The organism is Dyadobacter luticola, from assembly GCF_005860805.1.
GTDB classification, from domain to species: Bacteria; Bacteroidota; Bacteroidia; order Cytophagales; family Spirosomataceae; genus Dyadobacter; species Dyadobacter luticola.
Genome location: NZ_VCEJ01000005.1, coordinates 1 through 13,430, shown reverse-complemented (window position 1 = coordinate 13,430; position 13,430 = coordinate 1). Strand labels below are relative to the sequence as shown.

The 13,430-nt window shown below is 45.3% G+C and carries 13 protein-coding genes and 1 rRNA gene; 7 read left to right on the top strand and 7 right to left on the bottom strand.

All coding sequences use genetic code 11. The features are described from left to right. Both hpf and FEN17_RS19150 read left to right on the top strand, forming a co-directional pair. On the top strand, positions 1-372 hold the full coding sequence (gene hpf, locus FEN17_RS19155; RefSeq protein ID WP_138367012.1) for a ribosome hibernation-promoting factor, HPF/YfiA family: 372 nt from the start codon (positions 1-3) through the stop codon (positions 370-372). Between the two features lie 69 nt (positions 373-441). Then, complete coding sequence (locus FEN17_RS19150; RefSeq protein WP_138367011.1) at positions 442-855, top strand: MaoC family dehydratase; 414 nt, start codon at positions 442-444, stop codon at positions 853-855. A 55-nt stretch (positions 856-910) separates the two neighbouring features. Here FEN17_RS19150 and FEN17_RS19145 read toward each other — a convergent pair whose 3' ends face one another. Both FEN17_RS19145 and FEN17_RS19140 read right to left on the bottom strand, forming a co-directional pair. After that, positions 911-1,090: a BF3379 family histone-like protein gene (locus tag FEN17_RS19145; protein WP_138367010.1), complete on the bottom strand. Its 180-nt coding sequence runs from the start codon at positions 1,088-1,090 to the stop codon at positions 911-913. Positions 1,091-1,352: 262 nt separating this feature from the next. Next, a complete protein-coding gene (locus FEN17_RS19140; protein WP_138367009.1) occupies positions 1,353-2,621 on the bottom strand; it encodes an aminotransferase class I/II-fold pyridoxal phosphate-dependent enzyme in 1,269 nt (422 codons plus the stop codon). Positions 2,622-2,809: 188 nt separating this feature from the next. Here FEN17_RS19140 and accC point away from each other — a divergent pair, with 188 nt between their 5' ends. From accC to FEN17_RS19120, 4 genes are all read left to right on the top strand, one after another. Continuing rightward, the gene (gene accC / locus FEN17_RS19135; protein ID WP_138367008.1) at positions 2,810-4,315 is read left to right on the top strand and encodes an acetyl-CoA carboxylase biotin carboxylase subunit; all 1,506 of its coding nucleotides are present in this window, start codon (positions 2,810-2,812) and stop codon (positions 4,313-4,315) included. Positions 4,316-4,515: 200 nt separating this feature from the next. Next, the gene (queA, locus tag FEN17_RS19130; protein WP_138367007.1) at positions 4,516-5,565 is read left to right on the top strand and encodes a tRNA preQ1(34) S-adenosylmethionine ribosyltransferase-isomerase QueA; all 1,050 of its coding nucleotides are present in this window, start codon (positions 4,516-4,518) and stop codon (positions 5,563-5,565) included. A gap of 89 nt (positions 5,566-5,654) precedes the next feature. After that, positions 5,655-6,326: a 2-C-methyl-D-erythritol 4-phosphate cytidylyltransferase gene (locus tag FEN17_RS19125; RefSeq protein WP_138367868.1), complete on the top strand. Its 672-nt coding sequence runs from the start codon at positions 5,655-5,657 to the stop codon at positions 6,324-6,326. Then, on the top strand, positions 6,323-7,405 hold the full coding sequence (locus tag FEN17_RS19120) for a winged helix DNA-binding domain-containing protein (RefSeq protein ID WP_138367006.1): 1,083 nt from the start codon (positions 6,323-6,325) through the stop codon (positions 7,403-7,405). The genes FEN17_RS19125 and FEN17_RS19120 overlap by 4 nt, the downstream gene beginning before the upstream one ends. 11 nt (positions 7,406-7,416) lie before the next feature. Here FEN17_RS19120 and FEN17_RS19115 read toward each other — a convergent pair whose 3' ends face one another. From FEN17_RS19115 to FEN17_RS19100, 4 genes are read right to left on the bottom strand one after another with little or no spacing between them, the layout of a single operon-like run. Continuing rightward, complete coding sequence (locus FEN17_RS19115) at positions 7,417-8,715, bottom strand: prolyl oligopeptidase family serine peptidase (RefSeq protein WP_171037969.1); 1,299 nt, start codon at positions 8,713-8,715, stop codon at positions 7,417-7,419. A 3-nt stretch (positions 8,716-8,718) separates the two neighbouring features. Further along, positions 8,719-9,861 carry an acyltransferase family protein gene (locus tag FEN17_RS19110; RefSeq protein ID WP_138367005.1) on the bottom strand — a complete coding sequence of 381 codons (1,143 nt, stop codon included), beginning with the start codon at positions 9,859-9,861 and terminating at the stop codon, positions 8,719-8,721. Between the two features lie 43 nt (positions 9,862-9,904). Further along, positions 9,905-10,663, bottom strand: a complete 759-nt coding sequence (locus tag FEN17_RS19105; RefSeq protein WP_138367004.1) for a glucosamine-6-phosphate deaminase — start codon at positions 10,661-10,663, stop codon at positions 9,905-9,907. Positions 10,664-10,672: 9 nt separating this feature from the next. Further along, on the bottom strand, positions 10,673-12,076 hold the full coding sequence (locus tag FEN17_RS19100; RefSeq protein ID WP_138367003.1) for a Gfo/Idh/MocA family protein: 1,404 nt from the start codon (positions 12,074-12,076) through the stop codon (positions 10,673-10,675). A 147-nt stretch (positions 12,077-12,223) separates the two neighbouring features. Here FEN17_RS19100 and FEN17_RS19095 point away from each other — a divergent pair, with 147 nt between their 5' ends. Further along, complete coding sequence (locus tag FEN17_RS19095; protein ID WP_138367002.1) at positions 12,224-13,240, top strand: LacI family DNA-binding transcriptional regulator; 1,017 nt, start codon at positions 12,224-12,226, stop codon at positions 13,238-13,240. Positions 13,241-13,327: 87 nt separating this feature from the next. Here the strand turns inward: FEN17_RS19095 and rrf are convergent. Next, positions 13,328-13,430: ribosomal RNA gene (gene rrf, locus FEN17_RS19090) — 5S ribosomal RNA — on the bottom strand; the annotation flags it as partial.

Here is a 13,430-nt window from a genome sequence, read left to right as displayed (position 1 = left end):
ATGAGACTGCAGATGCAAGCAATTCATTTTGATGCCGATCCCAAACTCCTGAATTTTATTCAGCAGAAACTAGATAAACTGGACACATTTTATGATCGCATCACTAGTGGGGAGGTATTCCTTAAGCTCGATAAAAGTGAAAATGCCAAGGCGCATACGAAGTTACTTGAAGTAAAATTATATGTGCCCGGTGGTACCATGTTCGTGAGAGAGCAGGGGACTACATTTGAAGAAGCGACTGATCTCGCGGTAGATACGTTAAAAATGCAGGTTAAGAAGTTTAAAGATAAGCGTAACAATGCCAAGGCGCCGAAAGTGACGGATGGAGAAGCTGATGGCATCATCGTTCTGGCAGAAGAAACCGAAGAATAAAATCCATATATATAGAATAAAGGAAGTCGTCCGGGTGGGCGGCTTCCTTTGTTTTAAAACCTCATCCTTATGCAAATAGAAGCTACTGTCGATGCGACATTTGAGTACGCATTCCGGTTTACCCAAAGTGAAGTGCAAAGTTTCGCTGACCTGACCGGCGACAACAACCCGATCCACCTCGACGCCGAATATGCGGCCACGACATCATTCAAGCGCCCCATCATTCACGGAATGTTAGGCGCTACGGTATTCACGAAAGTACTGGGGACGCAGTTTCCGGGTTACGGATCGATTTATGTAAAGCAAACGCTGGAATTTTTAAGGCCTATGTTCGTAGAAACCGATTATAAAGCTGTTTTCAAAATCCTGGCAATCAATGCAGAGAAGCATTCTGCCGATATTTCCACCGAGCTTGTGGATGTCACGACCAACAAAGTGACGACGCGGGGAGTGGCCACAATGATCAACAAAGAGAAATTCTAAAAAAAATGGGGACGGATTTGCGATCCGTCCCCAAAAATTTTTTGTGTGCTTCTTATTACTCGCCTGTGTTCTTTTTGTTCTGAACTTCTGAGCGAATATCCTGAGCTAACGTTTTAAGGTCCTGCATACCTTTACGTACACGTGTTCCTGCTGCTTGATTACCTTTTGAATAGAACTTATCGAAGTCGCCCTCAAGCGAAAGGATCAAATCTTTTACTTCATCAAATCTTGCCATGTTTTCTTTAGTTTTTTAGTTGAAAAATGCCTCAAATGCGCTAAAAACGCATGTTATGACCGAAATTTAACAATTAAAAATATTTTAGCAACCCAAAAAACAAAAAAAAACACTCCTAAAATACAATTATTTACTTGCAAACGGATAAATACTTGCTAATCAATAAGTTATACGATTTAGAAATTTGCTTAAACAACCAATAAAAAAGGAGGACATTTTTTGAAAATGCCCTCCTTTTGCAAATAATGCGTATTTCTACTTATTATACCACTTCCTGAACGTCGTCGATTTGGTAAACGCGGTTCTTTAATTTGTCCGCGAGGGTAGTAAATGCGTTCAATGTATATTCCACATCTTCCAGTGTATGCGCCGCCGTCGGGATGATCCGGAGCATGATCTGGCCTTTTGGAACAACCGGGTAAACCACGATCGAGCAGAAAACACCCATGTTTTCACGAAGGTCCCTCACCATTCTCGTAACCTCGGGTACACCACCTTCACTGTGAAGAAAAACAGGTGTTACCGGCGATTCGGTTTCACCAATGTTGAAACCGCGTCCGCGCAGACCATCTTGCATGGCCTTTACATTCTCCCAAAGCTTGGCACGAAGTTCCGGCATGCTCTTCACCATTTCCAGCCGTTTGCGGCAACCTTCCACGTATGGCATCGGAAGCGCCTTCGCGTAGGTTTGTGAGCGCATGTTATATTTCAGGAACATAATGATTTCGGGATCATCGGAAGCGATAAATGCTCCGATAGCTGCCATGGATTTAGCAAAAGTGGAGAAATAAAGATCCACTTCTTTCTGCACGCCCAGCATTTCACCTACCCCGGCGCCAGTCTCGCCCATAGTTCCAAAACCGTGCGCATCGTCCACCATCAGGCGGAATTCATATTTCTTTTTCAGCTCAACGATCGCTTTCAGATCACCTACCTTGCCCGACATGCCAAATACACCTTCTGTGATCACCAGCACGCCTCCGCCTTTTTCGTTCGCAAGTTTCGTCGCCCGGATCAGGTTTTTTTCCAGGCTCACCATATCATTATGGTTGAACTTGTAATACTCCCCCATTTTCGCTTTGTGCAAACGGATTCCATCGATCAGACAAGCGTGGGATTCGGCGTCATATACGATTACATCGCGGTGGTCGCAGAGACATTCTATGGCGGACATAATGCCCTGATAGCCGTAATTGAGCAAAAAGGCGTCTTTTTTACCAACAAACTCTGCCAGCTCTTTTTCAAAAACCTCATGCAGGGTCGAATTTCCCGACATCATGCGGGCGCCCATCGGATAAGCCAGCCCCCACTTGGCAGCCGCTTCCGCATCCGCCTGACGTACTTCTGGGTGATTGGCAAGCCCCAGGTAATTATTCAGACTCCAGTTCAACACCTCACGTCCCATAAACCTCATGCGCGGCCCCAGCTCTCCTTCCAGCATCGGGAATGAAAAATAATGATGGCTATTCAGCATTTTAGCCGGAGTTCCTATCGGGCCGGAGTTATTGCGCAGTTTCTCGAAAATATCCACTCTCTTCTATTTAATGTGGGTAACAATGATTTACAAATGTTAGATAAATGCAAAAATAAAAAATTTTACGCTTAGTATTGATACTTCGCGCAGGAAGGGCTGGTTTGTAAATTAGTAAAATAATAAAGTCTGCGGCTTTTTATCTGGACTAAAATCCGGCATTCTACACCAATCAGTGACATTCTTTCATGCCTTCAATTAAAAAAATACTTGTAGCAAACCGGGGCGAAATAGCTTTACGGATCATGCGCACCGCCCGCGAAATGAACATTAAAACGGTTGCGGTTTTTAGTGAAGCCGACCGGCGGTCACCGCACGTACGCTATGCCGACGAGGCCGTGTGCATCGGACCTGCGCCTTCCTCTGAGTCATACCTGAATGTTGCTAAAATCCTGAAAGTATGCCGCCAGCTGAATGTGGATGCGATCCATCCGGGTTACGGTTTTTTGTCTGAAAATGCCGGGTTTGCAAAAAGCGTGAAGGAAGCGGGGCTCATTTTCATCGGCCCGTCGCCGGAAGCGATCGAGATCATGGGCAGTAAGCTGGCCGCCAAGCAAGCCGCAGCTGCCTACAACATTCCGATGGTGCCCGGCACCGCCTCGGCGATCCAGGACCGGGACGAAGCAAAAAAAATCGCCTCAGCGATCGGCTACCCGATTTTGATCAAAGCCAGTGCCGGTGGCGGCGGAAAGGGCATGCGGGTGGTGGAAGAGGAAAGTACATTTGACGAACAAATGGACCGGGCGGTCAGCGAGGCGCAATCGTCTTTCGGCGACGGCTCGGTTTTCATTGAAAAATACATTACTTCTCCCAAACACATTGAAATACAAGTTTTGGGAGACCAGCATGGCAACATTATCCATCTTTTTGAAAGGGAATGTTCTATCCAGCGCCGACATCAGAAAGTCGTCGAAGAAGCACCTTCTATTTCCATCACGGCCGGTATTCGCAAAGAAATGGGCCGGTGTGCGGTAGACGTGGCGCGGTCGTGCGGATATTATGGCGCAGGTACCGTGGAATTTATTCTGGATGAAAATCAGAACTTTTATTTTTTGGAAATGAATACCCGGCTGCAAGTGGAGCATCCTGTTACTGAGCAGATTACGGGCGTAGATCTGGTCAAACAAATGATCCGCATCGCAGAAGGTGAGCCGATTACGATCCGGCAGGAAGATCTTTCTATCAAAGGACATTCAATTGAAATAAGGGTATATGCGGAGGATGCTGCAAACGGATTTCTACCCGACGTTGGTAAACTGCATACTTATGTAAAACCCGATGGAAACGGTGTGCGGGTGGATGACGGCTTTGAACAGGGTATGGATATCCCGATTTATTACGATCCGATGATCTCCAAACTGATCACGTACGGCGAGACGCGGGATGAGGCGATTGCGAAAATGATAAGGGCTATCGACGAGTACCAGATTTCCGGCGTGCAGACGACGCTGCCGTTTTGCAGGTTTGTGATGACGCACCCGGCGTTTGTCTCAGGAAATTTCGATACCAATTTTGTAACCAAACATTTCCATCCGGATATGATAAAACCAATACCTGACCAGGATGCGGATGCACTTGCTGCGTTGATTTCCGGCTTTGTTTTAAAGAATCCGGCGGGCGCAGAAGTGATTCAAAATGAGGCGAAGGCAACTTCTGTGTCTCAGTGGAAGGATCGGCGGCTTCGGTTGCGCTAGCATTTCGGCTTATTGGATTTTCGGATAAAAATGTCTACTTTTGCGGTCTTAAATTTTGGTAATGCTGAATTACTAAAATAAATGCATTTTGGGAATCATTTGCAAGTATTCTGAAAGTCAATTTTTCTTTGATGATTAGGTTCGAATGACCACTCCCAACACTTATTTCCTACGACTAAGATATTCCAAGATTTCCCGCTATGAAGCTATCCGAATTTAAGTTTGATCTCCCTCAAAGTCTCATTGCACTTCATCCTTCCGACCGCGGCGAGTCCCGTTTAATGGTCGTACATCGTAAAACCGGGGAAATTGAACATAAAACCTTTGCCGATCTGATCAATTATTTTGGCGACGGTGATGTGATGGCCATCAATGATACCAAAGTTTTCCCGGCTCGTCTGTACGGCCAAAAAGAGAAAACCGGTGCTAAAATTGAAGTTTTTTTGCTCCGTGAGCTCAACCGTGAAATGCGTCTTTGGGACGTATTGGTGGATCCTGCTCGCAAAATCCGCGTCGGTAACAAATTATATTTTGGCGACAGCGACCTGGTTGCAGAGGTAATTGATAACACAACTTCCCGTGGACGTACAATCCGCTTCTTATATGATGGTGATAATGACGCTTTTATGAAGCTTGTGGACGAGCTGGGTGAAACCCCGCTTCCTCCCGAAATCATTTCCCGTCGTAAAGTGGAAACTTCCGACCGTGAACGTTTTCAAACCATTTTTGCCGAGCACGTAGGTGCCGTAGCCGCTCCCACTGCGGGTATGCACTTTACAAAAGCGATCATGAAACGCCTTGAAATCAAAGGAGTTAGTTTCGCGCCGGTAACATTGCACGTAGGTCTTGGTACATTCCGCACCGTGGATGTGGAAGATTTGACGAAACACAAAACGGATTCGGAAAATTACCGCATCACACAAGCCAGCGCCAGCATTGTCAATGCGGCTATTGATGGTAAAAAACGCGTTTGCGCCGTAGGTACTACGTCTCTGAAAGCCATCGAATCGTCGGTATCGGCCAGCGGACATTTGAAGGCGGTGGAAGGCTGGACGGACAAATTTGTTTTTCCTCCTTATGATTTCAAAATCGCCAACGCATTGCTTTCCAACTTCCAGCTTCCCGAGTCGATTCTTTTGATGTCGGCCTGCGCCTTCGGAGGTTTTGATCTGGTAATGAAAGCCTACGAAATGGCGATTAAAGAAAAGTATAAATTCTTCACTTACGGTGACGCAATGCTGATCGTATAGCATTTGTTCAACCCATTTTTTTGGTCATTTATGTTTAAGGATTCACTCCTGATGCGTAAATGACCATTTTTTTAACCAGACTTTAAATGATGCAGGAACATGTGATCATTGTTGCGGGCGGGAGCGGGAGCCGGATGAAAAGTGACATTCCGAAACAATTCTTGCCCATCCACGGAATTCCCGTGCTGATGTACACGATCCGTGCATTCAGAAATTATTCTGCGCAACTGAATATCATTGTGGTCCTGCCCAAAAATCAGTTCGATTTCTGGCAGGAATTATGCGATCGGCGTCAATTTTCGGAAACGTATCAACTTGTTGAAGGTGGCGAGACACGATTTCATTCTGTGAAAAATGGTTTGCAGCAAGTCGCTGATAATGACGGTCTTGTTGCAGTTCACGATGGAGTAAGACCGATTATTTCGAAGGATATTATTGCTGAAAGTTTTCTGAAAGCCGCTGAATTCGGTGCGGCAGTGGTGAGTGTGCCTTTGAAAGATTCGATCAGGCAGGTTGGTGAAAATGATACGAATAATGCGCTCAACCGTGAAACATTCCGGCTCATTCAGACACCGCAAACATTCCGCCTGGACTGGATGCGCCAATCATTTTCAGCTGGTTACCAGCCAACATTCACCGATTGCGCTAGCGTTTTGGAAGCATCTGGTTATGCCATTCATTTGATTGAAGGCAGTTATGAAAACATCAAAATCACCACGCCCGAAGACCTGCGCTGGGCGGAAGTCTATTTGAAACCATGACCATCCATGACATTATCCATCTCCGGCTTCAAAACCAGCTGATTTCCGACGCGCGCGTCAAATCTCCGGAAGAGGTAGTTTCCTGGCTCGGCGCGATGCAGGCGCAGGACTATACCGGCGCGCGATGGTCGATCGGCTTGCGGCTGCAGGGTATCAAAGATTCGGACATTGACAAAGCATTGGCTTCGAAATCGATCGTGCGCACCTGGCCGATGCGCGGCACATTGCATTTTGTAGCGTCGGAGGACGTCCACTGGATTTTGAAATTGCTGACGCCTCGTATCATTTCCGGCATGGCTGGCCGAAACCGTCAGCTTTCACTGGATGAAAAAGTGTTTGCAAAAAGTGAAAAATTGCTGGTCCCGGCACTGGAAGGCGGAAAGCAACTGATGCGCTCCGAGGTCTTCAAGATTTGGGAAGACCATGGAATCAAAACGAGTGACCAGCGGGGAATTCACATCATTAACTACCTCGCGCAGAAGCAGGTTATCTGTCACGGGTTGCATAATGAGAAGCAGGCCACTTATACACTGCTAGACGAGTGGGTGACAAAATCACGAAATCTCGAAGGGGAGGAGGCGCTAGCCGAGCTGGCTTTGCGCTATTTTACTAGCCACGGACCAGCTACAATCCAGGATTTTATCTGGTGGACGGGATTGAAAATCACCGACGCCAAACTTGCGCTGAACAGTATTTCAGGGAAATTACAATCCAGTGAAATGGTGGGGAAAATTTACTGGTATTCGCCGGAGCTGCCCGATCGTGTTAAATCAGATGCCGTTTTTATGCTCCTTGGCTTTGACGAATATATGCTGGGCTACACCGACAGGTCGCTGATCTTGCATCGGGACCATTCACAAAAAATCGTCCCTGGTAACAACGGAATGTTCATGCCGACGATCATTATTGGCGGGAAAGTAAGAGGTACCTGGAAAAGGACGATCAAAAAAGACGCTGTCCAAATCGATTTTTCGGCATTTGAAAAAGTAAGTCAAGCCAAAAAACATTCATTCGAAGTAGCTGCCCGGAAATATGGAAAATATCTTGGCAAAACGGTTTCCGACATTAATTGGCTATAATGTTAGGCTTTTTATAGCCACTTATCAAACCACGCAAATGCGTCCTGCTGCATTTGAAGATCAAACTTGTGAGGCCCGTCGTAAAATCTGGCCTGATACTTATCCGACGCATTCGCCTTTTTAAATACCTCAGTCAGAATATTATCCGCCTTTTTCATCTCGGATAATGTATACAGTTCGTCCTGGTTGTTGTTTAAAACCAATGTTGGTAGCGGCACCCTTAAACCGATGATTTCCGGAAAATCGAGATATTGGGGCAGCAGCGGCGTGTAAGTCATCCAGGTATGGTTGAACGATTTATTCAAAATTAGATCATTCCAAGTCGTCATAAATCCAACACAAACCGCACATTTAACCCGCTCGTCCATACCCGCCAGATAAACTGTCCTCAGTCCCCCACCCGACAATCCGCCGCAGCCGATCCGGTTCGGATCAACGTCTTTACGGTTGCTCAAAATATCCAATGCGGTTTGATCCTCGGAAAGAAAAACGCCCGGCCAGGTGGTACCCGCACAAAAAAGCGATTTTGACATAACATGCTCATGCTCCGAAGACCAGGCGTTATAGGCCTCAATATTTTCCGTTTTCTCCGGATCAAGGTCGCTTTTTCCAGCGGTATTGACGGTTCCCCAGTCCAAACCTTTAACATCTTCATAAAAGACCCGGCGACTCCCAAACGCAAATGCATCATGCACGAGCACCACATAGCCACGCTTCGCAACTTCATTGGCCCACGCTTTGCCGCCGTAATCCGTTTCCTGATGTTCTTTCAAAAGCGGATGCTGGTCGTCGGAGGTTTTTACAATTTTTCGGTATCCAAAATATTTTTTCCCGGCATGGTCGTGCAAGCCTAAAATTGCGGGTAATGTCCCTTTCGTACCCCGTGGTTTTAATAAAACGGCATTTGTAGGTCGCCCGTAAGGCAGCTGCCAGCTCAGTTCTTCAATTTCCAGGCCGTCGTAAACATACTTTTTGATCGTCTTTACCTCTGGCAATTTGTTTTTCGGCGGACTAGCGATCATTTCGGTTGTTTTGGTAAATGCCGCTTTTTTCCAGGCAGCCAGGTCTTTCTGATTTTCATTTCTGAAAGAGAGTGGCGGAATTTTCGGCATTAAAGATGCGGCCCAGGGACCGTAATTACCAATCAAACTTTTTTCAGATGTCATAAGCTGCGCATTTTCCGTATCAGTAGACATACTATTCAAAATGGGTTGACTATTTAATGCCGAAAAAACGGGAACCAGTGCGGCTGCTTTCAAAAATGTTCTCCGCTCAATTTTTTCGCTAAAATCTTCATGTTCAGCATTCATATCTTAAACTTTCACAAAGATTTTATTCCGGTAAAGGACATATAGAAAAAGCCAGACGAGTACAAAACCGCCCAAAGCATTGAACACTTCATGCCATTTCTCAGGCGCATATTTATAAAAACCCTCGAAAAGCAACTCGGAAGAATGATTAAAATCTATAAATCTGACAGCGAGGTAAATAACCAAAGAATTCATCCCAATTACCCTGAAAAAGAATGACCATCGCTGGTATCCTTTCACATCGATGATGAAGTAAAAAATTGTCAGTAAGGTAAAAGCCATGCCTCCGGTAAGCATGATAAATGAGCTCGACCAAAGGTGTTTATTGATTGGAAAAATAAAATTCCACAGGATCCCGGCCGCGATGCCAGCCACCCCGAGTAGTAACATTTGTCCTGATTTTTTCTCTGGTGAAATTGGCTTTTGTAAAAGATCTCCTGCTAATGTTCCAAATAAAGTCAAACATATTGCCGGAAACTGTGTAAGTAGCGCCAGCTCGTCGTAAGTGTCCTGTTTGAGTTTTCCAGGCATAAAGTTTCTATCAAACCAGCCTACCAGGTTACCTTCAAAAGACAGATCACCGGAGCCGAAACCAGGTACAGGAACCAGTATCAATGTTAGATAATAAAGAAATAAAATACCCAGTGCAATGCCCAGACGCTGATTCCAGGAACATTTCATGTAGAGAACCGCGCCGATGAAAGTGGCAAGTCCGATACGTCCCAGCACGCTGCCGTACCGGATGTGGGCAGGATCAAAAATATCGATCGGCGCATTTTTGTCGAGGATACCCAGCGCGATCAGGATCAGCATTCGCTTGAAAATCTTGCCTCTGAGTTCCGCCTGACTGATTCCTTTTGCAAGCCCGGCATTGATGCTGAATGTCATGGACGTGCCCGCCAGAAAAAGAAAAAGCGGAAAAATGAAATCAAAAAAAGTAAACCCGTGCCAGGGTGGGTGTTCAAACTGCGCAGCGATCCAATCAATGAGTGGAATACCGGTTTTTCCACCCAGCAAAAAAATAAATGCGCCGCCGCCGGAAATCATCAGCATATCGAAGCCGCGGAGTGCATCAATAGAAGCAAGTCGGGTAGATGATACTGCCTGGCGATTTTGGGGTTGAACTGCTATTAAAGGTGCTTCCATGACATTACGGCGGGTTGAAAGTGCTGAACGGAATTTGGTTTGACTAGTTACTGATCCCGATTTCTCTTTCCAGCAAGAGGCTGGCTGAATCTTTATCCAGGAAAAAAGTGCAATTGGCATGTTTCTGAAGAATGCTGGCGGGAAAAATATTGCTAACATTATTTTCAAGGCTATTTTTCACTGCAACAGCTTTGCGCTTATCGGGCACCGAGCAGATAATGTGCTGCGATTTCATAATTTGCCGCACAGACATGCTGATAGCCTGCAACGGAACTTCGTCCAGCGAAGCAAACCAGCCCTCGCCCATCTGCTGTCTGCGGCAGGGTTCATCGAGATTAACGATCAGATAGGGTTGCTCCGTCGAGAAATCAGCCGGCGGATCATTGAATGCCAGATGTCCATTTTCCCCCACTCCTACCAATGCAACGTCAATCGGATGATCGGAAATCGTCTGGTTTAATTTCGCTATTTCAACCTCAGGATCAACTTCACCATTAATAAGGTAGCTGGCATGCAACGGCGCGACTTTTTCCAGGAAACGCTCTTTAAGATATTTCCTAAAACTGGCGGGGTGGCTCAGCGGTAAACCAATGTATTCATCCAAGTGAAACATCGTCACCTTGCTCCAATCAATGCTTTCGTCCGCTATCAGCCTGCTCAATGTTTCAAATTGGCTGGTTCCTGTCGCCAGGATAACATTTGCATGCCCTTTTTCCAGGATGGTATCGTTGATCAGCTGAGCCGCATAAGCCCCGGCGGATTGTCCCAGTTCCTCCTTACTTTCAGAAATTACAATCTTCATTTGAATTAATTATGATTTTACGCCCGTGTTTCCTCCCTCTTTCAATGCAATGTCAACTGGCTTATTCTTTTTCCAAGCGCCATTTGTGAAGTCCGGCACCTCAATAGAATTGGATTTATTAGCCACCGACCACTCACTTAGTGAGGAGATCACACTCCATGACGCCGCATCATATACGTCCTGATCCAGCGGTAAGCCATTCCGGAGACAATCAATTAATCGCCAATCCATCAGGAAATCCATCCCCCCATGACCGCCTACTTTTTTTGCCAGCTCGCCGATTCTTTTGACAATTTCGGGCTGGTATTTCTTTTCCAGTTCTTTGAATTCGGCTGTACTGACCCACTCGTGGCCGTGCGAGATTCTTCCTTCCGTACCATCTTCCGGCAGTGGATACTTTTGCGCTGCTCCTTTTGTGCCGCTGATTAAATGTAAACGTGAGTACGGTCGTGGCGAAGACACATCATGCTGTAACATGATTGTCCTGCCTTTGCTCGTCTTTATTGTCGTGGTATTCATATTTCCCCGAAAGCTTTTACCTACAAACTGCTTGAAATCCGGGTCGGTCGCGGCTAGCTGGTTGATTTTATTTTGTATCATAAAATCATTGCTACTCATAGAAACCAGGTAATCCATCTTGTCACCCCGGTTAATGTCAAGAATCTGCGCGATCGGGCCTAGTCCGTGAGTTGGATACAAATTTCCGTTACGCTGATTTTCCCGGAGCCGCCAGAGGTCAAATCTTTTGTCTTTTTCAAAAAGAGAATCAAAAATGTCGTGAATATAAGCGCCTTCCACATGAACAATTTCACCGAAATATCCCTGACGCGCCATGTTTAGAGTAAGCAACTCGAAGAAATCATAGCAACAGTTTTCTAGCATCATGCAATGCTTCGTAGTGCGCTCGGAAGTTTCAACCAGCTTCCAGCAATCACTTACAGTAGTCGCAGCCGGTATTTCGGTTACCGCATGTTTGCCATGTTCCATCGCATATACTGCCATGGGCGTATGAAGATTCCAGGGCGTACAAATATAAATCAGGTCGAGGTCGTCACGCTCGCAAAGCTTTTTCCAGGCATCCTTCGAACCCGAATAAACCTCGGGATGATGCCCTGCCGCTTCCAGTTGCTTTTTAGCACTGTCAGCCTTTTCCTGAACAATGTCAGAAATAGCTTTTACCTGAACATTTTCCAGATTTACAATTCTCTTAATAGCACCGCCGCCTCTGTTCCCGAGACCAATGTAGCCAATACGAACCGTATCAATTTTAGGAGCTGCATAGCCGCTCATATTGAAAACTTGCTTACCTACTGTTGGAATGTTTGGATGGCCAGATTTGGCAGAGACTTTCTCAGTTCCGGCCAATCCTATACCGCCGAGGCCAGCCAATTTTAGAAACTCTCTTTTTTTCATTTTGTTAATGTTGGGTTTAGGCTAAATAACTTTTGTATATCCGCAATTTTACAATGTTTTAAACTGGCATTTCAGATATTTACATGAAATAGTAGCGAGAACGTTATCGAAAATAAAGACCAGCTTACCATACATAACTGAGGATTAATGACCAAGCCGGCTACCATTAAAGACATTGCAAGAAAATTAGGGATTTCGGTAGCTACCGTATCAAGAGCTTTGCGTGACGCCTATGATGTAAGTAAGGAAACCAAGAAGCTCGTAGAAGAAACGGCGGCAGCCATGCATTATCGGCCCAATTTCAATGCGACTGGCTTGGTAAAACGAAGCACGCATAAAATAGGGATTATTATTCCGTCGATAACAAATTACTATTTCTCGACAGTTATTACAGGAATTCAGGAGTACGCTTTTGAGAAGGGATACCAGGTTATTTTATATGTTACAAATGACTCGCCGGATTGGGAAGAAAAGATTGTGCGGGAATTATCTCCCGGCAGCATTGATGGAATGTTGGCCTGCATAACGTCTAACACAAAATCTTTCATCCATTTCCAGGAGTTGATCGATGGAGGTTTACCAATCGTCTTTTTCGACAGGTTTGCAGAATCGCTTAATGCTTCCCGAGTTTTGCAGGATGATTATAATGGTGCATGCATTGCGACAGAACATTTAATTCAATGTGGATACAAAAAAATAGCACACGTTACCGGTCCAGCTAAATTGAGTCTGACACAAAACAGGTTAAAAGGTTATCTGGATACATTGGGAAAGCATAACCTGAAACCTTTTGGAATAGTGCATTCCGGGTTTAGTAAAGAAGACGGAATTAAAGACGTGGAAGCAATTTTAAACGAGAAAGATGGGCCAGACGCCATTTTTGCAGTGAATGATCGCAAGGCAATTGGAGCTATTCTAGCATTAAAAAGTGCAGGAATTAAAATCGGAAAGACAATTGGCGTGATTGGATTTACAAATGATCCAATCTCGGAAATCATATCTCCTGCACTCACTACCATAGCCGAACCAGCATACGAAATTGGAAGAATAAGCTGCGAACTGCTGCTCCGTCACATTCAAAAAAGTAATTATCCGATTCAGGAAATAATTCTCCCAACTGAATTGATTGTGAGAAATTCGACTCAAATTTTATATGAGCCTTAATGATACTTTGCTAATTAGGAGGAATTATCTCAACTCCTCTAAACGCAAAAAAGCCCCGTATTTCTACGGGGCTTTTGATGTTAATAATTGTGGCGACTACCTACTTTACCAGGTTTGACCCAAGTATCATCGGCGGTTCTGGGCTTAACTTCTCTGTTCGGGATGGGAAGAGGTGAACACCAGGCCAATA